This window comes from Streptomyces sp. N50 (assembly GCF_033335955.1).
In the GTDB taxonomy this organism is placed as follows: domain Bacteria; phylum Actinomycetota; class Actinomycetes; order Streptomycetales; family Streptomycetaceae; genus Streptomyces.
Map to the genome: position 1 here is coordinate 5,873,665 of NZ_CP137549.1, position 20,073 is coordinate 5,893,737.

17 protein-coding genes are annotated in these 20,073 nt (G+C 69.3%); 9 read left to right on the forward strand and 8 right to left on the reverse strand.

The window, feature by feature from the left end; genetic code table 11:
• The first annotated feature begins 80 nt into the window (after positions 1–80).
• Together R2B38_RS26565 and R2B38_RS26570 are read left to right on the forward strand one after the other, a co-directional pair.
• Positions 81–1,097: an ATP-binding cassette domain-containing protein gene (locus tag R2B38_RS26565; RefSeq protein WP_318018487.1), complete on the forward strand. Its 1,017-nt coding sequence runs from the start codon at positions 81–83 to the stop codon at positions 1,095–1,097.
• Positions 1,094–1,951, forward strand: a complete 858-nt coding sequence (locus R2B38_RS26570; protein WP_033285240.1) for an ABC transporter permease — start codon at positions 1,094–1,096, stop codon at positions 1,949–1,951. The genes R2B38_RS26565 and R2B38_RS26570 overlap by 4 nt, the downstream gene beginning before the upstream one ends.
• A gap of 68 nt (positions 1,952–2,019) precedes the next feature.
• On the opposite strand, the gene greA is transcribed toward R2B38_RS26570, so the two are convergent.
• Entirely contained in the window at positions 2,020–2,520 is a 501-nt protein-coding gene (greA, locus tag R2B38_RS26575) for a transcription elongation factor GreA (RefSeq protein ID WP_033285239.1), read from the reverse strand.
• Between the two features lie 168 nt (positions 2,521–2,688).
• Complete coding sequence (locus R2B38_RS26580; RefSeq protein ID WP_318018488.1) at positions 2,689–3,087, reverse strand: DUF4307 domain-containing protein; 399 nt, start codon at positions 3,085–3,087, stop codon at positions 2,689–2,691.
• A gap of 157 nt (positions 3,088–3,244) precedes the next feature.
• On the opposite strand from R2B38_RS26580, the gene mca reads away from it, so the two are divergent.
• Positions 3,245–4,105 (forward strand): mycothiol conjugate amidase Mca, encoded by an 861-nt coding sequence (mca, locus tag R2B38_RS26585; RefSeq protein WP_318021796.1) that lies wholly within the window; start codon positions 3,245–3,247, stop codon positions 4,103–4,105.
• Positions 4,098–4,373 (forward strand): hypothetical protein, encoded by a 276-nt coding sequence (locus R2B38_RS26590; RefSeq protein WP_318018489.1) that lies wholly within the window; start codon positions 4,098–4,100, stop codon positions 4,371–4,373. The genes mca and R2B38_RS26590 overlap by 8 nt, the downstream gene beginning before the upstream one ends.
• 40 nt (positions 4,374–4,413) lie before the next feature.
• Here R2B38_RS26590 and R2B38_RS26595 read toward each other — a convergent pair whose 3' ends face one another.
• Together R2B38_RS26595 and R2B38_RS26600 are read right to left on the reverse strand one after the other, a co-directional pair.
• The gene (locus R2B38_RS26595; RefSeq protein ID WP_318018490.1) at positions 4,414–7,617 is read right to left on the reverse strand and encodes a tetratricopeptide repeat protein; all 3,204 of its coding nucleotides are present in this window, start codon (positions 7,615–7,617) and stop codon (positions 4,414–4,416) included.
• A gap of 163 nt (positions 7,618–7,780) precedes the next feature.
• Positions 7,781–8,347, reverse strand: coding sequence for a Uma2 family endonuclease (locus R2B38_RS26600; RefSeq protein WP_318018491.1), 567 nt, complete (start codon positions 8,345–8,347; stop codon positions 7,781–7,783).
• A 182-nt stretch (positions 8,348–8,529) separates the two neighbouring features.
• Here R2B38_RS26600 and R2B38_RS26605 point away from each other — a divergent pair, with 182 nt between their 5' ends.
• The 5 genes from R2B38_RS26605 (at position 8,530) to R2B38_RS26625 (ending at position 17,272) form a co-directional block, all read left to right on the forward strand.
• Positions 8,530–10,563, forward strand: coding sequence for a thioredoxin domain-containing protein (locus R2B38_RS26605; protein ID WP_318018492.1), 2,034 nt, complete (start codon positions 8,530–8,532; stop codon positions 10,561–10,563).
• Positions 10,564–10,756: 193 nt separating this feature from the next.
• On the forward strand, positions 10,757–12,025 hold the full coding sequence (locus tag R2B38_RS26610) for a glycosyltransferase (RefSeq protein ID WP_033285233.1): 1,269 nt from the start codon (positions 10,757–10,759) through the stop codon (positions 12,023–12,025).
• Positions 12,022–13,671 (forward strand): ArnT family glycosyltransferase, encoded by a 1,650-nt coding sequence (locus R2B38_RS26615; protein ID WP_318018493.1) that lies wholly within the window; start codon positions 12,022–12,024, stop codon positions 13,669–13,671. Before R2B38_RS26610 ends, R2B38_RS26615 begins: the two co-directional genes overlap by 4 nt.
• Positions 13,668–14,858 (forward strand): glycosyltransferase family 2 protein, encoded by a 1,191-nt coding sequence (locus tag R2B38_RS26620; protein WP_318018494.1) that lies wholly within the window; start codon positions 13,668–13,670, stop codon positions 14,856–14,858. The genes R2B38_RS26615 and R2B38_RS26620 overlap by 4 nt, the downstream gene beginning before the upstream one ends.
• A complete protein-coding gene (locus tag R2B38_RS26625) occupies positions 14,855–17,272 on the forward strand; it encodes a galactose oxidase early set domain-containing protein (protein WP_318018495.1) in 2,418 nt (805 codons plus the stop codon). The genes R2B38_RS26620 and R2B38_RS26625 overlap by 4 nt, the downstream gene beginning before the upstream one ends.
• A 59-nt stretch (positions 17,273–17,331) precedes the next feature.
• On the opposite strand, the gene R2B38_RS26630 is transcribed toward R2B38_RS26625, so the two are convergent.
• The 4 genes from R2B38_RS26630 to R2B38_RS26645 are packed head-to-tail and all read right to left on the reverse strand — an operon-like array spanning position 17,332 to position 20,041.
• Positions 17,332–17,619, reverse strand: a complete 288-nt coding sequence (locus R2B38_RS26630; protein WP_411978584.1) for a type II toxin-antitoxin system RelE family toxin — start codon at positions 17,617–17,619, stop codon at positions 17,332–17,334.
• On the reverse strand, positions 17,616–17,792 hold the full coding sequence (locus R2B38_RS26635) for a hypothetical protein (protein ID WP_411978499.1): 177 nt from the start codon (positions 17,790–17,792) through the stop codon (positions 17,616–17,618). The genes R2B38_RS26630 and R2B38_RS26635 overlap by 4 nt, the downstream gene beginning before the upstream one ends.
• A gap of 42 nt (positions 17,793–17,834) precedes the next feature.
• Positions 17,835–18,467 carry a TetR/AcrR family transcriptional regulator gene (locus R2B38_RS26640; RefSeq protein WP_318018496.1) on the reverse strand — a complete coding sequence of 211 codons (633 nt, stop codon included), beginning with the start codon at positions 18,465–18,467 and terminating at the stop codon, positions 17,835–17,837.
• A complete protein-coding gene (locus tag R2B38_RS26645; RefSeq protein ID WP_318018497.1) occupies positions 18,464–20,041 on the reverse strand; it encodes a DHA2 family efflux MFS transporter permease subunit in 1,578 nt (525 codons plus the stop codon). Before R2B38_RS26645 ends, R2B38_RS26640 begins: the two co-directional genes overlap by 4 nt.
• Between the last annotated feature and the right edge of the window lie 32 nt (positions 20,042–20,073).

A 20,073-nucleotide genomic window follows, 5' to 3' on the forward strand; every position in this document is an offset into this window, starting at 1 on the left:
GCAGCATGCCGCTCCCCTGGGCAGAACAAAAGACACATACCTAGGCTTTTCAAAGAATCCCCGACGACGTGGAGACTGATATGCCAGGCGCCATCTATGCCGAAGGCCTGGTGAAAACCTTCGGCGATGTGAAAGCTCTGGACGGCGTCGACCTCGATGTCCCCGAGGGCACCGTGCTGGGCCTCCTCGGGCCCAACGGCGCGGGCAAGACGACCGCCGTCCGCTGTCTGACCACCCTGCTGCGCCCCGACAGCGGCAAGCTGACCGTGGCCGGCCTCGACGTGCTGAAGCAGCCCAACGAGGTGCGGCGCTCCATCGGCCTCTCCGGCCAGTTCGCCGCGGTCGACGAGTACCTGACCGGCAGGGAGAACCTGCAGATGGTCGGCGAGCTCTACCAGATGAAGGCCAAGGCCGCGAAGGCCCGGGCCGACCAGCTGCTCGACCAGTTCAACCTCGCGGACGCGGCCGACCGTACGGCGAAGACCTACTCCGGAGGCATGCGCCGCCGGCTCGACCTGGCCGCGGCGCTCGTCGTCTCCCCGCCCGTGATGTTCATGGACGAGCCGACCACCGGCCTCGACCCGCGCAACCGCCAGATGCTGTGGGAGGTCATCAAACAGCTCGTCTCCGGCGGTACGACCCTCCTGCTGACCACCCAGTATCTGGAGGAGGCCGACCACCTCGCGCACGACATCGCGGTGGTCGACCACGGCCGCGTCATCGCCCGCGGCACCTCCGACCAGCTCAAGGCCCGCACCGGCGGCGAGCGCGTCGAGGTCGTCGTGCACGAGCGCGACCACATCCAGATCGCCTCCGAGGTGCTGCTCGGCTTCGGCAAGGGCGACACCACCGTCGAGGAGCACACCCGCAAGCTCACCGTGCCCGTCACCGGCGGCGCGAAGCTCCTCGCCGAGGTGATCCGCGAGCTCGACTCCCGCGGCATCGAGATAGACGACATCGGCCTGCGCCGCCCCACCCTCGATGACGTGTTCCTGTCCCTGACGGGTCACCTGGCCGAGGAGAAGGCCGAGGAGAACGGCACGGAAGCGAACCAGAACCCCAAGGACCGCAAGCACAAGAAGGAGGCCGCGAAGTGAGTGCCGTCACCGATGCCGCGCCGGTCGCGGCGCCGAGCAGCGCGCTGGGCCAGTCCGTGCACGACTCACTGGTCGTCGCCAAGCGGAACTTGATCAGGATGTCCCGGATTCCAGAGATGGTGATTTTCGGGCTCATCCAGCCGATCATGTTCGTGGTGCTGTTCACCTACGTCTTCGGCGGTTCCATGCAGATCGGCGGCAGCACCAGCGCCACCGACTACAAGAACTTCCTGATGGCCGGCATCTTCGCGCAGACCGTCACGTTCGCCACCGCCAGTTCCGGCGCGGGCATCGCCGACGACATGCACAAGGGCCTCATCGACCGGTTCCGTTCGCTGCCCATGGCGCGCGGTGCCGTGCTGACCGGGCGGACCCTCGCGGACCTCGTGCAGACCGCGCTGACCCTGCTGGTCCTCGCGATAGTCGCCCTGCTGGTCGGCTGGCGGGTCGGGTCGGACGGGGGCACCAACGCCGGCAAGGTGCTCGGTGCCTTCGGGCTGCTGCTTCTGCTCGGGTACGCGTTCACCTGGATCGGCGCCCTGATCGGGCTCAGCGTCCGTACGCCCGAGGCGGCCACCTCCGGCGGGCTGATCTGGCTCTTCCCGGTGACGTTCATCTCGAACGCGTTCGTGGACACCAGCAACATGACCCCGTGGCTGCGCCACATCGCCGAGTGGAACCCGTTCAGCGCCACCGTGCAGGCCTGCCGGGTGCTCTTCGCCAACCCGGGACAGTCGCCTTCCGACGCCTGGCCCATGGTGCACCCGGTATGGGCCTCGCTGATCTACTCGCTGCTGATCATCCTCATATTCCGGACCCTGGCGGTGCGGAAGTACCGCTCGGCGACGGCCTGAGGACGCACGACGAAGCCCCCGGCGCCGCAAGGTCGCCGGGGGCTCGCCGAAGGGCGGGTCCTGAGGGGTCAGCCGTTGTACGGCTCGGCCTTGAGGATCGTCACCGAGGCCTTCTTGCCGTTGGGCAGCTCGTACTGCGCTTCCTCGCCGACCTTGTGGCCGAGCACGCCGGAGCCCAGCGGGGACTGCGGCGAGTAGGTCTCGATGTCGGCGCTCGCGTACTCGCGCGAGGCGAGCAGGAAGGTCGTGGTGTCGCTCTCGTCGCCGTCGAAGGCGATCGTGACGACCATGCCGGGCGCGACCGCGCCGTCCGACGACGCCGGAGCCTCGCCGACCTTGGCCTTCTCCAGAAGCTGGGTCAGCTGGCGGATGCGGAGCTCCTGCTTGCCCTGCTCCTCCTTGGCCGCGTGGTACCCGCCGTTCTCGCGCAGGTCGCCCTCCTCGCGAGCGGCCGCGATCTTCACGGTGATCTCGGCGCGCGCGGGACCAGACAGGTACTCCAGCTCGTCCTTGAGCTTGGTGTACGCCTCCTGCGTGAGCCAGGTGACGTCTTCGCTGGTCTGGGTCACAGGTGCTCCTCGTAGGTACTGGGAATACAAAGCATCGCCCTACCCAGAAGAATGTTCCTTCATGGAAGGGCGAAACCACGAGCCTAACAATTCAATGGCGTCAGGGGGAGGACATAAGCCGTCAGACATACGTCAACGCTGGTCAGCGCCTACGTAACAAGGGTGACGTCAGTCGGAGTGGCAGCCCAGCAGCTCGGCCGTGGTGCCCCTCGCCGTGGTGCGCAGGGTGACGACCCTGTCGATGCGGGTCGCGGAGCCGCCGAAGTGGAAGTCGGCGCGGCCCACCTCGGACTGGTCGGCGGCCTGGGAGCGCAGGGTGCAGTAGCCCGTGGTCCCGGAGTCCTTGTGGACCTCGAGATGCACCTTGACCTCGTTGCCCGAGGCCTGGAAGGTGATCACCTCGGCGCTGATCTTCGCCTCGACGACGTAGTGGTAGGCGAAGTACCCGACGAGGGCGAGCAGCAGTGCCGCGAGGACGGCGCCGGCGATCTTGAGCTTGTGGTCGGCGCGCTCGTCCGACGAGCGGCCGTAACGGCCCTCGGGCAGTCGCGCACTCGCCGTACTCATGATCGTCCTCCCGGCAAGGGGCTCAAGGGGCTTCCGAAACCGGCCCCCGGAATTATTCGCCCCCGGATTCGGTCACTATAGAAGCCGCCGATCGCACCCCAGGACACCGGGGCGCCGACTTACTGAGGATTGAGTCTTGACTGACCAGCTGCGACTGATGGCCGTCCACGCGCACCCCGACGACGAGTCGAGCAAGGGCGCGGCCACCATGGCGAAGTACGTGTCCGAGGGGGTGGACGTGCTGGTCGTGACCTGCACGGGCGGGGAGCGCGGCTCCATCCTCAACCCGAAGCTCCAGGGCGACACGTACATCGAGGAGCACATCCACGAGGTGCGCAAGAAGGAGATGGACGAGGCCCGCGAGATCCTCGGCATCAAGCAGGAGTGGCTCGGCTTCGTCGACTCGGGGCTGCCCGAGGGCGACCCGCTGCCGCCGCTGCCCGAGGGCTGCTTCGCGCTGGAGGACGTCGACAAGGCGGCCGGCGAGCTGGTGAAGCAGATCCGTTCGTTCCGTCCGCAGGTGATCACCACCTATGACGAGAACGGCGGTTATCCGCACCCCGACCACATCATGACCCACAAGATCTCGATGGTGGCGTTCGAGGGCGCGAGCGACACCGAGAAGTACCCGGAGTCCGAGTACGGCCCGGCGTACCAGCCGCAGAAGCTGTACTACAACCAGGGCTTCAACCGGCAGCGCACCGAGGCCCTGCACCACGCGCTGCTGGCGCGCGGCCTGGAGTCGCCGTACGAGGAGTGGCTCAAGCGCTGGGACGAGTCGGGGCACGTCGAGCGCACGCTCACCACGCACATCCCCTGCGCCGAGTTCTTCGAGATCCGCGACAAGGCGCTGCTCGCGCACGCCACGCAGATCGACCCCGACGGCGGCTGGTTCCGGGTGCCGATGGAGATCCAGAAGGAGGTCTGGCCGACCGAGGAGTACGAGCTCGCGAAGTCCCTCGTCGATACCTCCCTCCCCGAGGACGATCTGTTTGCGGGCATCCGCGACAATGCCTGACATGAGCTCAAGCGCAGCCCTGGCAATGACGCACCTCGTCCCCCTCGCCGAGGTCGACGAGAACAAGGTCACCCCCGGCGTCCTCGGCTTCATCGTGTTCGCGGTGATGGCCCTGGCCGTCTGGGGCCTGATGAAGTCCATGAGCAAGCAGATGAACAAGGTCGACTTCAAGGAGGGCGCGGACCCGAAGGCCGGTCCGGCCGCCGAGTCGAAGGCCGAGTCCGAGTCCGGGGCCGCCCCGGCCGAACCCAAGGCCAAGCAGGGCTGAGGCGACTGGCCGACCGGCCGGCGGCCTGGACGAACGGTGCTCAGGGGGTGCCGGACACCGCCACCCCCATCACCTCCCGCGCATGCCGGCTCGGCACCATGCCGAGCCGCCACGCCTGCCAGCCCGCCTCCAGGTTCACGCCTCGCTCCAGCAGCAGCTGGTACGCCTCCGCGTAGTCGTCGAGTTTCTCGTCGCGGTGCGGATGCCGGGTGCGCGACAGCTGGGCCAGTTCCTCCTGGGCGACCGCCGTGCCGACCTCGACCCCGCCGGGGGCCGCGTACGGCAGCAGGGTGGCGCGCAGGAAGTGCGCCCAGTCCTCGCCGCGGTGGTCGCCGTACGAGGTGAACAGGCCTACGGCCTCGTCGCACAGTGTCAGCGCCTGTTGCGTACGGGCGTTGCCCGCGTCGACGACCGCGAGCTCCAGGCAGGTCCACGCCTCGCCGTGGGCGACGCCGATGCGCTGGAAGTCGGCGCGGGCGTCGACGAGGAGCTGGCGGGCGAACCCGGAGTTGCGCAGCGAACCGGTCTGCGCCGCGCGCTGGTCGCGGGTCACGCGCGCCGAGTGGTGCCGGGCGCAGGCGAGGCCGTAGACGTCGCGCATGCGGGAGAACATCGTGCGGGAGCGTTCCAGCTCGCGGACCGCGAGGTCCAGGTTGCCGGTCTCCTCCAGGGCCTGGCCGAGGTAGTAGACGGTCCAGGCCTCGCCGCGCGCGTCCTCGTTGTCGCGGTGCCGGGCGGCCGCCTGGCGCAGGCCGTCGACAGCCGGGGACGGGTCGCCGGCGACGAGGCGGGCGCGGGCCAGCTGGGTCAGGGCCCAGGCCTCGCCGCGGGCGTCGCGGGTGCGGCCGTAGAGGCCGAGGGCGGTGGTCAGTTCGGACTCGGCGCGGGGGATGTCGCCCATGCGCAGGCCGAGTTGGCCGAGCTGGAAGTGGGCCCAGGCCTCGCCGTGGACGGATTCGCCGGCGCGGTGCAGGACCAGGGAGTCGGTCAACAGCCGCATGGCTTCCGGGAGTCGGCCGCGATCCCGCTCCACGGCGGCCAGGGCGTGCATCGTCCAGGCGCGGTCCGTGGCCAGTTGGGGCGGGGCCTGCAGGTCGAGGGCCTCGCGGAGTTTCGCCGCCGCCTCGGTGAGGTTGCCCTGGTGGTGGAGGGTGATACCGAGCGAGCAGAGGGCGCGGGCGGCGCCCGCGTCGTGATGGGCCTCCATGTAGAGGTCGACGACGGAGGTGAGGGTGGTGCGCGCCTTGTCGAGTTCGCCGAGTTGCCGGGCCGCGATGCCCGTGCGCCACTGCACCGAGCGGACGAGCAGCCCCTGGTCGACGGCCTGCGCCAACTCGCTGATCTCACCGAGCCGGTAGAGGTCGCCGCGCAGCAGGCAGTAGTCGCACAGCGCGCCCAGCAGATTCAGTACGGCGCCCTGGTCGACGCCCTCCGCGTGCCGCAGCGTCGAGGTGATGAAGCTCGACTCGTCGTCCAGCCAGCGCAGCGCCTCATCCAGCGAGGTGAAGCCGTGCGGGCCGAAGCGGTCCGAGCGCGTCGACATGTTGCCGTCGACCAACCGCAGGACGGAGTCGGCGAGTTCGCCGTAGTTCACGATCAACCGCTCCTGCGCGGCGGTACGTTCGGCCGACTCCTCCTCGTCGAGGAGGCGGGCCTGGGCGAAGGCGCGGACCAGGTCGTGCAGGCGGTAGCGGGTGCCGCGGACGTGGTCGATGAGGCCCGCCCGGGACAGGGCCTCCAACTGGCGGGTGGCCTCGGTCTCGTCGGCGCCCAGCAGGGCCGCCGCCGCTGCCGCGCCCAGCGAGGCCCGGCCGGCCAGCGCCAGCCTGCGCAGCAGTGCGCGGGCCGGGTCGGACTGATCGGTGTAACGCAGCCACAGCGCCCGCTCGACCGGCTCCACCGGGCCGTACGCGCCGAGATCCGTGGCCAGTTGACCAGGGGAGCGCGCGCCGAGGGACGAGCCCGCGATCCGCAGCGCCAGCGGCAGCCCGCCGCACAACTCCCTGATCCGGTCGGCCGATTCGGCGTCGTACGGCTCCGAACCGTCCTGCGCCGCCGCCCCCAGCAGCTCCTCCGCGCCCGCCGCGTCCAGTGACTCCACCGGCAACTGGTGCACCCAGGCGGCGAGTTCGGCGGGCAGATCGAGGGGTTTGCGGGCGGTGACCACGACCAGGCTGTCCGAGCGCTCGGGCACCAGCGTGGCCACCTGCGCGACGTCGGAGGCGTCGTCCAGCACGATCGTCACCGGCAGTCCGGTCAGGTGCTGGTGGTACAACTCGCCCAGCCGCTTGACCTGTTGGTCGGGTGAGGAGCGCTCGCGGAACAGCAACTGCTCGCGCGGTGCGCCGAGCCGGTTCAGCAGATGCAGCAGGGCGTCACGCGTGGGCAGCGGCGGCTCGCCCGGGCTGTCGCCGCGCAGATCCACCACGCAAGCCCCGCGGAACTGGTCCCGCAGATCGTGCGCGGCCCGCACCGCGAGGGTGGTACGCCCCGAACCGGGCGCACCGTGCAGCACGACCACGGTAGGCCGGGTCTCCGTATTCGCCCGCCCCGCCTGCACAAGCTGCCTGATCCGCGCCAGCTCGGCCCGCCGCCCGGCGAACACACCGTCCGCGTCGGGGAGTTGACCGAACGACTGCTCCAGCACACTCCTCCTCCGTGCCGCCGCGCTCTTGTCCGCACCGCGCAACTGCGGCCCCGGCTTCCGCGTCGGCCCGGTCGAGGCGGCGAGCACCCGCTGCTGGTCCAGGAACGGCCGGATGCCCCGCACCTCCAGCGCCGTCAGCCACTGCAACCGCAACTGCTCCGGACCACCGGGCTGGCTCACGGCACCGGCGCGGTGATGCGCGGCGGGCAGGTGGGACGCGGTCACCTTCACGACGGTCGCCGCGGCGCCCACGACCCCGACGGTCACCCCGGCACCGAAGGCCGTACCGGTCCCGGTGCCGAGGGCGAGGTCGGCCACGACAGCGGCAACCGCACCGACACCGGCCACCAGCAAGGGAGTTGTCCCACCCTCCCGCGCATACCGCTGCCCGAAGGTGAGCTGCCCCGCCGACGCCTCGTCGAGAGCCCCCGTGTAGGCCGCGTACTCCTCGGCCGCCGTCTGGGCCATGGCGTCCAGAGCGGCCCGGGACCGCGCCAGCAGCACCTGCCCGTCCGTGCGCCCGCCGGAGCGCCGCACCTCCTCCTCCACGGCCCGAGCCAACAGCCGCTCGGCATCGGTCCGATGGCCGTCCCGCATGTGTCGTCCCCCTCCGGCGGCAACTTCCTGGCCTATGAGTGTCCTTCGGGGGAGGCGTTAGCGCGAGGGGGCGACGATCATCCGCTGGCCGTGACGATCAACCATTCATCGTGACGATCGATCGTTCGCGGTGCGGAAGTGGAAGCGGAGGGAACGCCGGACGTCAGACTGATCCGAGGTCGACGGTCACGGAGAACGGCGCGGCAGCCTTGATCACGCCGGTGAACATCTCGCCGTCCCGATACGCCTTGGTGGCGGGGTCGAGAACGTACGTGTAGACGATCGGGACACCGGTGACGGCCTGTTCGACCCGCCAGTAGAACGGGATGCCGGCCTTGGCGTACTGGTCCACCTTCACGATCCGGTCCGTGGTCTCCGAGCCGGGCGACACGACCTCGACTACCAGGAGTACGTGTTCGGGGCGGGTGGGCGTGAGATCGATGGTCTCCGCCCGGTACACGGCGACATCCGGACGCCGGTTGGTGAGCGGAACGTCCTGCAGACGCACGTCGAAGTCCGTGTCGGCGTTCCAGTCCGGGCCTGCGGCGGCATCCAGGGCATTGGCCAGGATTCGGGCCAGTCGATTGTGCCGCTTGGAAGCACTCGGGCTCACCACGACCATCCCGTCCACGATCTCGATGCCGGCGCACTGCTCCTCGGACCAGGAGTCGTACTGCTCCGCGCTGATCTGCGTGTGCATCCAGGCGGGCGCGACCATCTCGGCGGTCATGGCGTACCTCCTTGCGAGGATGCTCGACAGTTCCGGTGCTGCTCGGCTCAGCGTACTGTCCGGTGCACCCAGGCGCCCGACTGCAGATGAGAGCCGTGGGAGTCGGAACCGCCGCGGAATCGGGTCGCTCTTCGGGCGCCGACCGCCGGGCCGCCGCGGACCGACGTGAGAGGCTGATTGCCGTGAACCGACTGGCCCATGAGACATCCCCGTATCTGCTCCAGCACGCCGACAACCCCGTCGACTGGTGGCCCTGGTCGGCCGAGGCCTTCGACGAGGCCAGGAGGTCCAACCGGCCGGTGCTGCTCAGCGTCGGCTACAGCAGCTGCCACTGGTGCCACGTCATGGCCCACGAGTCCTTCGAGGACCACCCCACCGCCGACTACCTCAACGAGCACTTCGTCAGCATCAAGGTCGACCGCGAGGAACGTCCCGACGTCGACGCCGTCTACATGGAGGCCGTGCAGGCGGCCACCGGCCAGGGCGGCTGGCCCATGACCGTGTTCCTCACGCCGGACGCCGAGCCCTTCTACTTCGGTACCTACTTCCCGCCCGCGCCCCGCCACGGCATGCCCTCGTTCCGCCAGGTGCTGGAGGGGGTGCGCAGCGCGTGGACCGACCGGCGGGACGAGGTCGCCGAGGTCGCCGGGAAGATCACCCGGGACCTGTCCCAGCGCGAGATCGACTACGGCAGCACCGAGGCCCCCGGCGAGGAGGAGCTGTCCCGCGCACTCCTCGGGCTCACCCGCGAGTACGACCCCCAGCGCGGCGGATTCGGCGGCGCACCCAAGTTCCCGCCGTCCATGGCGCTGGAGTTCCTGCTGCGGCATCACGCCCGCACCGGCGCCGAGGGCGCCCTGGAGATGGCCCGGGACACCTGCGAGCGCATGGCCCGCGGCGGCATCTACGACCAGCTCGCCGGAGGCTTCGCGCGGTACTCCGTCGACCGTGAGTGGGTCGTACCCCACTTCGAGAAGATGCTCTACGACAACGCCCTGTTGTGTCGTGTGTACGCCCACCTGTGGCGCAGCACCGGTTCCGAGCTCGCGCGCCGCGTCGCCGTCGAGACCGCCGACTTCATCGTGCGTGAACTCCGCACCGCCGAGGGCGGGTTCGCCTCCGCCCTCGACGCGGACAGCGACGACGGGACGGGGACCGGCAAGCACGTCGAGGGCGCCTACTACGTCTGGACGCCCGCTCAGCTCACCGAAGTTCTCGGGGACGAGGATGCCGCCCTCGCCGCCCAGTACTTCGGCGTCACCGAGGACGGCACCTTCGAGGAAGGGCAGTCCGTCCTCCAACTCCCGCAGCACGAAGGGGTCTTCGACGCCGCGAAGATCGAGTCCGTCAAGAGCCGTCTCCTGGAGGCCCGTTCACGGCGCCCCGCCCCCGGCCGCGACGACAAGGTGGTGGCCGCCTGGAACGGCCTCGCGATCGCCGCGCTCGCCGAGACCGGCGCCTACTTCGACCGACCCGACCTGGTCGAGGCCGCCGTGTCCGCCGCCGATCTCCTCGTACGGCTGCATCTCGACGAGCACGCCAAGCTCGCCCGCACCAGCAAGGACGGCCAAGTCAGCGCCAACGCAGGGGTGTTGGAGGACTACGCAGATGTCGCCGAGGGCTTCCTCGCGCTGGCGTCCGTGACGGGGGAGGGGGTCTGGCTGGAGTTCGCCGGGTTCCTGCTCGACCACGTGCTCGCCGGGTTCGTCGACGAGTCCGGGGCGCTCTACGACACCGCCTCCGACGCCGAGCGGCTCATCCGGCGGCCGCAGGATCCGACCGACAACGCCACCCCGTCCGGCTGGACCGCCGCCGCGGGTGCGCTGCTGAGCTATGCCGCGCAGACCGGCGCCGAGCCCCATCGCACCGCCGCGGAAAGGGCGTTGGGGGTCGTGAAGGCGCTCGGGCCGCGCGTGCCGCGGTTCATCGGGTGGGGGCTCGCCGTCGCCGAGGCGTATCTCGACGGGCCGCGCGAGGTGGCCGTCGTAGGGCCGTCGTTCACTGACGAAGGCACAAAAGCCTTGCACCGTACGGCACTTCTGGGGACCGCGCCCGGGGCGGTGGTGGCCTTCGGGGTGGCGGGGAGTGACGAACTGCCGTTGCTCGCCGACCGGCCCCTGGTCGACGGTGGACCGGCCGCGTACGTTTGCCGTAACTTTACCTGCGACGCGCCGACGACCGACCCGGAGCACCTGCGCACCGCGCTGACCAGGTGAAACGTCGGAGTCGTAACCACCGCAAACGAGACCAGTACGAGAAATGCTCATGTGGGTGCCTCATTGTGACGAAACACGCTCTTCACTGAAATCACCTGCTCGCTTCACAGATCGCCCATAGTCTCTGCCTCGTGACGCGACGGAGGTAACTCACCGTCGCGCCAGGGGGTATTGGGATCTGGGGGGATCTGTTGTGCTGACGTCTGTCTTCATCGCCGTCGTTTCGCTGGCCCTGTTCTGGATGGCCGCCTTCACCCTGTGGTGGCAGATGCACGCGTGGCGTACGCCCGAAGTGCTCGCCTCCACCCGATTCAGCAGCCCGGACGGGGACGAGCACGTCTCGTTCTCGTTGCTGCTGCCGGCCCGGCACGAACAGGCCGTGCTCGACCACACCATCCAGCGGCTGCTGGAGTCCACACACACCGACTTCGAGATCATCGTGATCGTGGGGCACGACGACCCCGAGACCGCGGCGGTGGCCGACAGCGCCGCCGAGCGTGACCCGCGCGTCCGCGTCGTCGTCGACACCCACGAGAAGAAGAACAAACCGAAGGCCATGAACACGGCGCTGCCGCACTGCCGCGGCGATGTCGTCGGGGTCTTCGACGCCGAGGACCAGGTCCATCCGGCGCTGCTCGCCCACGTCGACCACGCGTTCCGGACGACGGGAGCGGACGTCGTCCAGGGGGGCGTCCAGCTCATCAACTTCCACTCCAGCTGGTACAGCCTGCGCAACTGCCTGGAGTACTTCTTCTGGTTCCGGTCCCGGCTGCACCTGCACGCGCAGAAGGGGTTCATCCCGCTGGGCGGCAACACCGTCTTCGTGCGGACCGACGTCCTGCGCGAGGCCGACGGCTGGGACCCCGACTGCCTCGCCGAGGACTGCGACCTGGGCGTGCGGCTGTCCAGCGTCGGCAAGAAGGTCGTCGTCGCCTACGACTCCGACATGGTGACCCGGGAGGAGACCCCCGGCTCGCTGATGTCGTTGCTCAAGCAGCGAACTCGCTGGAACCAGGGCTTCCTTCAGGTCTACCGGAAGCAGGACTGGAAGCAACTCCCGGGATTCGGGCAGCGGTTGCTCGCCCGCTACACGCTGATGACCCCGTTCCTGCAGGCCTTCTCCGGGGTGATCATCCCGCTGAACGCGGCGGTCGCGCTCTTCCTGGACGTGCCGGTGGGCATCGCGTTCCTCACCTTCCTGCCGCTGGTCACCGCCGCCGTCACCTTCGTGTTCGAGGTCGTCGGCCTGCACGACTTCGGCAAGCAGTACGGACTCCGTGTCCGCGCCGTCCACTATCTGAAGCTCGTCGTGGGCGGCCCGTTCTACCAGGTGCTCCTCGCCGGAGCCGCGATCCGCGCAGTGTGGCGTGAGCAACGCGGCCGGAACGACTGGGAGTTGACGTCCCACGTCGGCGCGCACCTCACCGAAACCGCAGTGATCCGAGAGGACGTTCCTGCGTGACCTCCACACTTCCCGCGGTGACCACCACGGTCCCCGCGCAGCGGCAGCCTGCGCCTGAAACCGGTTCGGCCAGTCGAACGGCGCCACCTTCCCGGCTCCGTTCCTCCCGCCCCGACCTCCTCCTCTGCGGCCTGCTCCTCACGGCGATCCTCGTCGTGCAGGGCTGGAACATCGCCGACTACCCGACGCTCAGCGACGACGAGGGCACCTATCTCGCCCAGGCCTGGGCCGTCCAACAGGGCACCGGCCTGGCCCACTACACCTACTGGTACGACCATCCGCCCCTCGGCTGGATCCAGATCGCCCTGCTCACCTGGATCCCCGCGCACTTCAGCCCCGACTCGATGACCGTCGGCACCATGCGCCTCGCGATGCTGGTCATCAGCGCGATCAGCGCGGTCCTCGTCTACGTCCTCGCCCGCCGGCTCTCGCTCCCGCGCTGGGCGGCCGGCCTGGCCATGCTGCTCTTCGGGCTGTCCCCGCTGTCCGTGATCCTCCAGCGGGAGATCTTCCTCGACAACATCGCCGTGATGTGGATGCTGCTCGCGTTCTGCCTGGCCGCGTCCCCAAGTCGCCATCTCTGGCACCACTTCGGAGCGGGACTGGCCGGCGCGGCCTCGGTCCTCACCAAGGAGACGATGCTCGTCATCCTCCCGGCGCTGCTGCTCACCATGTGGCGCCACGGACACCGCGACACGAGGAAGTTCGCCCTCACCGGCGCCATCACCGCCTGCGCCCTCATCGGCCTCGCGTACCCCCTCTTCGCCCTGCTCAAGGGCGAGTTGCTGCCGGGCAGCGGCCACGTCTCGCTCTGGGACGGCCTCAAGTACCAGATGACGAGACCCGGTTCGGGCTTCATCCTCGACCAGGGCACGGGCTCCTACGGCGTCCTCCACTCCTGGCTGTACTACGACCGCGTCCTGCCGCTGGGCGGGCTCGCCGGGGCGCTGCTCCTGCTGCTGACCTGGCGCTGGTCGGTCACCGCCCGCTCCCTCGCCGGACCCGCCATGACCGTGGCGATCCTCGCCCTGGTCTCCCTGCGCCCCAACGGCTACCTGCCCGCGATGTACATCATCGGCGCGCTGCCCTTCCTCGCCCTCGTGCTGGCCGGGGGCACCGCCTCCGTCGCCCACGCGGTGCTGCGCAGATGGCGTGGGGAAGGGGAGAAACGTTACGTCACGGGGGGCAGGTACACCCTCGCCGTGGTCCTCGCGATCGCGGCCGGTGCCTATGTCGTACCGAAGTGGTACGACGGCGACCGCACCGCCATGACCACCGACGCCAACGCCCCCTACCGCGCCGCCTCGAAGTGGCTGTCCACCGAGGTCGCCGACCCGAAGGACACCCGCGTCCTCGTCGACGACGCGCTCTGGCTCGACCTGGTGCACGCCGGGTACCGGCCCGGGCTCGGGGTCATCTGGTTCTACAAGGCCGACCTCGACCCGGCCGTCACCAAGACCCTGCCCGACGGCTGGAAGGACATCGACTACGTCGTGGCCTCCCCGACGGTACGGCGCGACGCGGTCGACCTGGCCAACGTCAAGGCGGCGATCGAGCACTCCACCCCGGTCGCCACCTTCGGCACCGGCGACGACCGCATCGAGATCCGGCAGATCCAGTCCTCGACCGTGGGAGCCCAGCGATGAGCCAAGAGTCCATGGTCCCCGGGGAGTTGGGCGACCCGGCGGTACGCGGAGCGGAGTTGGCCGAGCCCGGTGCCGTCACCATCGTCGTCCCGACCTTCAACGAGTCCGCGAACGTACGGGAGTTGCTGCGCCGGATCACCGAATCCGTGCCGACCAGGCTCCCTTGTGAGGTCGTCTTCGTGGACGACTCCACCGACGACACCCCCGAGGTGATCTCCCAGGCGGCGCAGGACTGTCCGTTCCCGGTCACGGTGCTGCACCGGGAGGAGGCGGTCGGCGGGCTCGGCGGCGCCGTCGTCGAGGGGATCAAGGCGGCGACGTCCGACTGGATCGTCGTCATGGACGGCGACCTCCAGCATCCGCCGTCCCTGGTACCGGAGTTGGTCGGCACCGGCGAGCGCGCGCACGCCGGGCTCGTCGTCGCCTCCCGGTACATCAAGGGCGGCAGCCGCGAGGGACTCGCCGGCGGATACCGCATCGCCGTGTCCCGCGGGGCGACTTGGCTGACCAAGACGCTCTTCCCACGCAGACTCCGCGGTATCAGCGACCCGATGAGCGGCTTCTTCGCGATCCGGCGCAGCGCGGTGACGGCGGAGGCGCTCAAGCCGCTCGGCTACAAGATCCTGCTCGAACTCGCCGTACGCAGCCGTCCGCGCCAGGTCACCGAGGTGCCGTTCGTCTTCCAGGACCGGTTCGCGGGGGAGTCCAAGTCGACGGCGCAGGAAGGCTTCCGCTTCCTCCGCCACCTCCTCGGCCTGCGCACCGCCTCGCCGGTCGCGCGCATGATCGTGTTCGGCCTGATCGGCGCCACCGGCTTCGTCCCGAACCTGGTCGGCCTGTGGGCGCTCACCAAGACGGGCATGCACTACGTCCCGGCCGAGATCCTCGCCAACCAGCTCGGCGTGGCCTGGAACTTCTACCTCATCGAACATCTCCTGTTCCGCGACCGGCGCCGGCACCGCAACTGGTGGGACCGGGCAAGCCGGTTCGCGCTGCTCGCCAACGCCGACCTGGTGCTGCGGATCCCGCTGATCGCCCTGTTCATCCACAAGTTCGGCATGGGCGCCGTACCGGCGACCGCGCTCGCGCTGGTCATGACGTTCGTCCTGCGCTTCGTGGGCACAGAGGCGTTGGTCTATCTCCCGCGCCGCAAAGGGAGTCGTAAGGAAGCTGGGAGAGCCGTGTGAACAAGTACCGCAGAAGAACCGCCTTCGTCGGGGTGGGCGCCCTGACCGCCGGACTGCTGCTCACCTCACCGCAGTCCGCCGAGGCCGCGAACCTCGTCCTCAACCCGGGCTTCGAGACGGCGGGCAGTGACGGGATGCCGTACTGCTGGGAGAAGTCCGGGTGGGGCGACAACGACTTCGACTTCTCCACGACTTCGGACGCCCATTCCGGTTCGAAGGCCATGAAGGTCACCGTGACACGGCGGGTGGACGGTGACCGGAAGGCGCTGATCACCGAGTCGACGACCTGCGCGCCGGTGGTGACGGCGGGCAAGCAGTACGACCTCGGGCTCTGGTACAAGACGACGACGCCGGACGCGAACATCACGCTGTTCCGGCATGACGCGACGGCCGGGTGGCAGTACTGGACCGACCTCAAGACCCTGGACATGCAGGGGAGTTGGACCCATGCCACGGTCCGTACGCCCGAGGTGCCTGCCGGTACCGACCGGATCACCTGGGGTGTCTCGGTCTACGGCACCGGGTCCGCGACCACCGACGACTACACGATGGACCAGGTGCCCGACACGCTCCCGCCGGCGACGTGCCAGGCCACCGCCGAGGAGTGTGCGAACGGCCGTTGGGACGTGCTCCCGACGCAGAACCCGGTGCGCTCGATGCACTCCGTCGTGCTCAACAACGGCAAGGTGCTGCTGATCGCGGGGTCGGGGAACAGCGAGGAACAGTTCGACGCGGGGACGTTCACGAGCGCGGTGTACGACCCGGTGGCCGGGACGTACAAGGTGATCCCGACGCCGAAGGACATGTTCTGCTCGGGGCACATCCAGTTGCAGGACGGCCGGGTGCTGGTGCTGAGCGGCAACAAGGCGTTCCCGGCGGCGGACGGTTCGCACGGGTACGAGGGGTACAAGGACTCGTACATCTTCGACCCGGTGACCGAGACGTACAGCAAGACGAACGACCTCAACGACGGTCACTGGTACCCGTCGGCGACCGAGCTCGGCAACGGTGACGTCATCTCCTTCGGCGGGCTGCGCGAGGACTCGACGGGGTCGGTGACCGCCGAGTACTGGTCGGACGCCCAGCAGAAGTGGCTGCCGTTGTCACAGGTCAACCAGACGTGGTCGTACTGGGGGCTGTATCCGTCGATGGTCCTGATGCAGGACGGGCGGCTCTTCTACACGGGCAGCCATGTCTTCGGGAACAACATCCCGGGGACGGGCAGCGCGATCTACGACTACTCCGCCAACACGATCACGTCGGTGTCCGGGCTGCAGAACAAGGACCAACGCGACCAGTCCGCAAGCGTGTTGCTGCCTCCGGCGCAGGACCAGAAGGTCCTCACCATCGGCGGCGGCAACATCGACTCCAACCCGGACGCGAACCGGCTGACCGACATCATCGACCTCAAGGCCGCGAACCCGACGTACACGGTCGGTCCCCAAATCCCGCAGGGGACGGTCGACTTGGGGAACGGTCCGGTGGCCGAGACGGGCGCTCAGGGCAAGATGTACGTGTCGGCCGTGGTCCTGCCGGACGGCACGGTCCTGGAGACGGGCGGCGCGCTGCACAACCGCGCGAACCCCGTCTACGAGGCGTCGATCTTCGACCCGGCGACCACGACGTTCGACCCGGTGGCCGCCGACCCGGAGGCCCGGGGCTACCACTCCTCCTCGTTCCTGCTGCCGGACGGCCGGGTGATGTCGACCGGTGACAACCCGGGCAACGGCACCTGGAACCACAACGTGTCGATCTACACCCCGCCGTATCTCCTCAAGGGCACGCGGCCGACGATCACTTCGGTCATCGACAACGAGTGGGAGTACGGCGACACCCAGACGATCACCGTCGACCGGCCCATCGCCAAGGCCGAGTTGATCCGCCCGGCCGCGGTCACGCACTCCTCGGACCCGAACCAGCGGTTCGTGGATCTGCCGCTCTCGGTGGACGGCAACACGGTCGACCTGAACGTGACGAGCAACCCCAACCTGGCCCCGCCCGGCTGGTACATGCTCTTCGCGGTGGACGCCAACGGTGTCCCGTCCGTGGCCAAGTGGGTCCATCTGCAAGGCCCTTCGGCCCTGACGACGGACACCGCCTCGGCCCACGTCCACTCCTTCGCGGACTCCCTGCAGGGCAAGGTCACCGAGCCCGGCAAGAAGCGCACCTCGCAGAAGGTCAGCCCGACCATCTCCGGCTGCGACCGCCACTACGGCACGATCAACGTCTGCGTCCCGACGGTCTTCCCGAAGGAGGTCAAGTCGACGACCGCGGCCCGCTGTTCATGGCTCCAGCAGAACGACTACGGCCGCCTGAAGGTCAACGGCAAGGACGACCCGCTCCGGCTCGACCCGAACGGGGACGGGGTGGCTTGCGGGAAGGGTGACGTGAGGACGGTGAAGAAGAAGGGTTAGCGATCGCCTGCGAACTGGGCGCGGGCGCCACCCTGTCGGGGTGTGCGTCCGTGCCGAGCTCACAGGTTTCGATACATGTCGCGGTGATGGCCGGCGGACAGCACCCACACGACCAGTTCGCCGTCCTCGACCGTGTACACGACGCGGAAGTCTCCGACGCGCAGGCGCCAGCGGGCGTTGTGTCCCTGGAGGGCCTTGATGTCGAGGGCCGAGGTGTCGTTCGTGTCGAGTGCCCTCTGCAACTCGGTGAGCCGGTGGAGGATGCGCAGAGCGTCGGGCCGGGGAATCTTCAGCAGGTCCCGCTGGGCGGCGGCGTGAATCGGGATGACTTCCCCCGTCGGAATCAGGCGCCACCACGGACGCCGAGCAGGGCCGCCATCTCCTCAAGCGAGACGGAGCCGTCGAGCCCCTCGGTCTCGGCCTTGTCCGCCAGGCCGTTCAACCAGGCGTCCTCGGCCTGCTCTTCAAGTGCACGCAGGCGCCCGTGTTCGTCGATGTCGACGACCTCCTTCTCGATCACCGGCCCGCTCAGGTCACGAACGTGCCGGACACGCACCGGGGTTCAGTCGGTGAGCCCGTGCTCCAGTACATCCATCGTGCGGTCCACCAGCTCCGCGAAGTCCTCCCGGTGGCCGTTCTCCGCCCAGTACAGGGACGTCTCCATGAGGCCGCCGACGAGGGACATGGCGTAGACGCGGACCTCCAGGCTCTCCGGGTCGCGGCCGGTGCGGGTGGCGATGGCCTCGCAGAGCATGGTGCCGGTGACCGACATGCTCTCCATCATGCGGGAGCGCACCGCCGGGACCTGGACCATGAGGTGGGTGCGGAGGCGGGAGGTCTCCTCGTCCTCCTTCAAGCCGTACTTGATGGCCCGCTGCATCACGTACCGCAGCGTGACCATCCATGGTTCGTCGGCTGGGCGGGCCCGCAGTTCCTCCATGATGATCGGGTCGAACTCGTCCGTGATGACGATGTCTTCCTTGGTGGGGAAGTAGCGGAAGACCGTCGACGGCGACACCTCGGCGCGCTCGGCGATCTGCTCGATCGTGGTTGCGTCGTAGCCCTGCTCCTTCACCAGTGCGTACGTCGCGGTGCGGATCGCCTCGCGGGTCTTGATCTTCTTGCGCTCGCGGAGGCCCAGTTGAGGGCGTTCGGCGGGGCTGAAGGGGGAGGGTGTCGCCGTCATGGTGTTCATTGTCCGGCATCCGCCAGAGCGATGGCCACGGCTGTGGCCGGGTCTTCCTCAGCCTCCTCCTTGGCGGGCGCGGCCGGCGTGTTCGGCAGGAACGCCGCCGAGAGCAGCGCGGTGACCAGGGCCGCGACGCCGCACACGATCAGGACCAGGCCCATGCCGTGGACGTAGGCGCTGTTCGCGGAGGCCACCAGGTCTGCCGAGCCCGCCTTCTGCGCGACCATGTGCGCCGCCACCACCGACTCGCCGGCCGTGTCCGCCGCCTTCGCGGGCAGGCCCGTGACATTGAGGCGGTCGCGGAACGTGCTCGCGAGCAGGCTGCCCAGCAGGGCGATGCCGATCGCGGCGCCGACCTGGCGCATGGTCATCAGGAGCCCGGCGCCGCTGCCGGCCCGGTCGCGGGGGAGCGCGCCCAGCGCGCCGTCCATCGCGGGGACGATCGAGAAGCCGAAGCCGAACCCGGTGATGGACAGCCACAGCGCGGTGAAGCCGTAGCCGGAGTCGACCGTCGTACGGCTGCCGAGCAGCGCGGCGAAGGCCAGGACCACCAGGCCCGCGCAGACCACGGCACGGGAGCCGAACTTGTTGACGAGCGGCTGTGCGGCCCGGGCCGCGACGATCAGGCCGCCCATCATCGGCAGCAGCCGGACGCCGGTGCCGAGCGCGTCGTTGCCGAGCACCGCCTGGAGGTACTGCGGCAGCACGAACAGCAGGCCGGACAGGACGAACATGACGAGGGTCGCGGCGATGGAGCTGAAGAGGAAGCCGCGGTGGGCGAGCAGGGTCATGTCGAGCATGGGGCGTTCCATGCGCCGCTCGCGCAGCACCAGCGCGGCGATGAGGATCGCGGCTCCGATGAGCATGCCCACGATCAGCGGGTCGCCCCAACCGCGGCTGGGCGCCTCGATGATGGCGTAGATGAGGGCGCCGAGGCCGGCCGCCGTGAAGGCCGTGGAGAGGGCGTCGACCCTGGGCGACGCGGGGTCCTTGGTCTCGGGGAGCAGGAAGACGCAGGCCGCGATGCCGATCGCGGCCATCGGGATGTTGACCAGGAAGACCGAGCCCCACCAGAAGTGGTTGAGCAGCCAGCCGCCGATGATCGGGCCGAGCGGCAGCCCGAGCGAGGAGGCCGCGGAGATGATGCCGACGGCCTTGGTGCGCTCGTCGGGGCCGAAGAGGGAAGGCAGTACGGACAGGGCGAGCGGGGTGACCAGGGCCGCGCCGACGCCCATCACCGTGCGGGCCGCGATGACCCAGGTGACGTCACCGGCCAGGGCGCCCGCCACGGAACCGGCGAGGAAGATGCCGAGCCCCGCGATCAGCATCCGGCGCCGTCCGAAGCGGTCGCCGAGCAGGCCCGCCGGGAGCATCAGCGCGGCGAAGACGATGACGTAGGAGTCGGCCATCCACTGCTGCTGGCCGGTGGTGGCGCCGAGTTCGCCCGCCATCGTGGGCAGGGCGACGTTGAGGATCGTCGTGTCGAAGCCGAGCGTGAGCATGCTCGCGACCAGGGCCCCGAGGGCCCACCAGCGGCGCGGGTCGCGTCGCACGTCGGAGGAGTTAGTGACAGTAGCCATGAAATGAGAGTAGCTGTCAAAAGGTGGTGGAT

What these genes read in the sequence shown, in the direction of transcription:
- R2B38_RS26565 (WP_318018487.1), top strand. Translation starts at nt 81, where the DNA reads ATGCCAGGCGCCATCTATGCCGAAGGCCTGGTGAAAACCTTCGGCGAT.
- R2B38_RS26580 (WP_318018488.1), bottom strand. Translation starts at nt 3,087, where the DNA reads ATGAGTACGGCGAGTGCGCGACTGCCCGAGGGCCGTTACGGCCGCTCG.
- mca (WP_318021796.1), top strand. Translation starts at nt 3,245, where the DNA reads ATGGCCGTCCACGCGCACCCCGACGACGAGTCGAGCAAGGGCGCGGCC.
- R2B38_RS26590 (WP_318018489.1), top strand. Translation starts at nt 4,098, where the DNA reads ATGCCTGACATGAGCTCAAGCGCAGCCCTGGCAATGACGCACCTCGTC.
- R2B38_RS26595 (WP_318018490.1), bottom strand. Translation starts at nt 7,617, where the DNA reads ATGCGGGACGGCCATCGGACCGATGCCGAGCGGCTGTTGGCTCGGGCC.
- R2B38_RS26600 (WP_318018491.1), bottom strand. Translation starts at nt 8,347, where the DNA reads ATGACCGCCGAGATGGTCGCGCCCGCCTGGATGCACACGCAGATCAGC.
- R2B38_RS26620 (WP_318018494.1), top strand. Translation starts at nt 13,668, where the DNA reads ATGAGCCAAGAGTCCATGGTCCCCGGGGAGTTGGGCGACCCGGCGGTA.
- R2B38_RS26640 (WP_318018496.1), bottom strand. Translation starts at nt 18,467, where the DNA reads ATGAACACCATGACGGCGACACCCTCCCCCTTCAGCCCCGCCGAACGC.
- R2B38_RS26645 (WP_318018497.1), bottom strand. Translation starts at nt 20,041, where the DNA reads ATGGCTACTGTCACTAACTCCTCCGACGTGCGACGCGACCCGCGCCGC.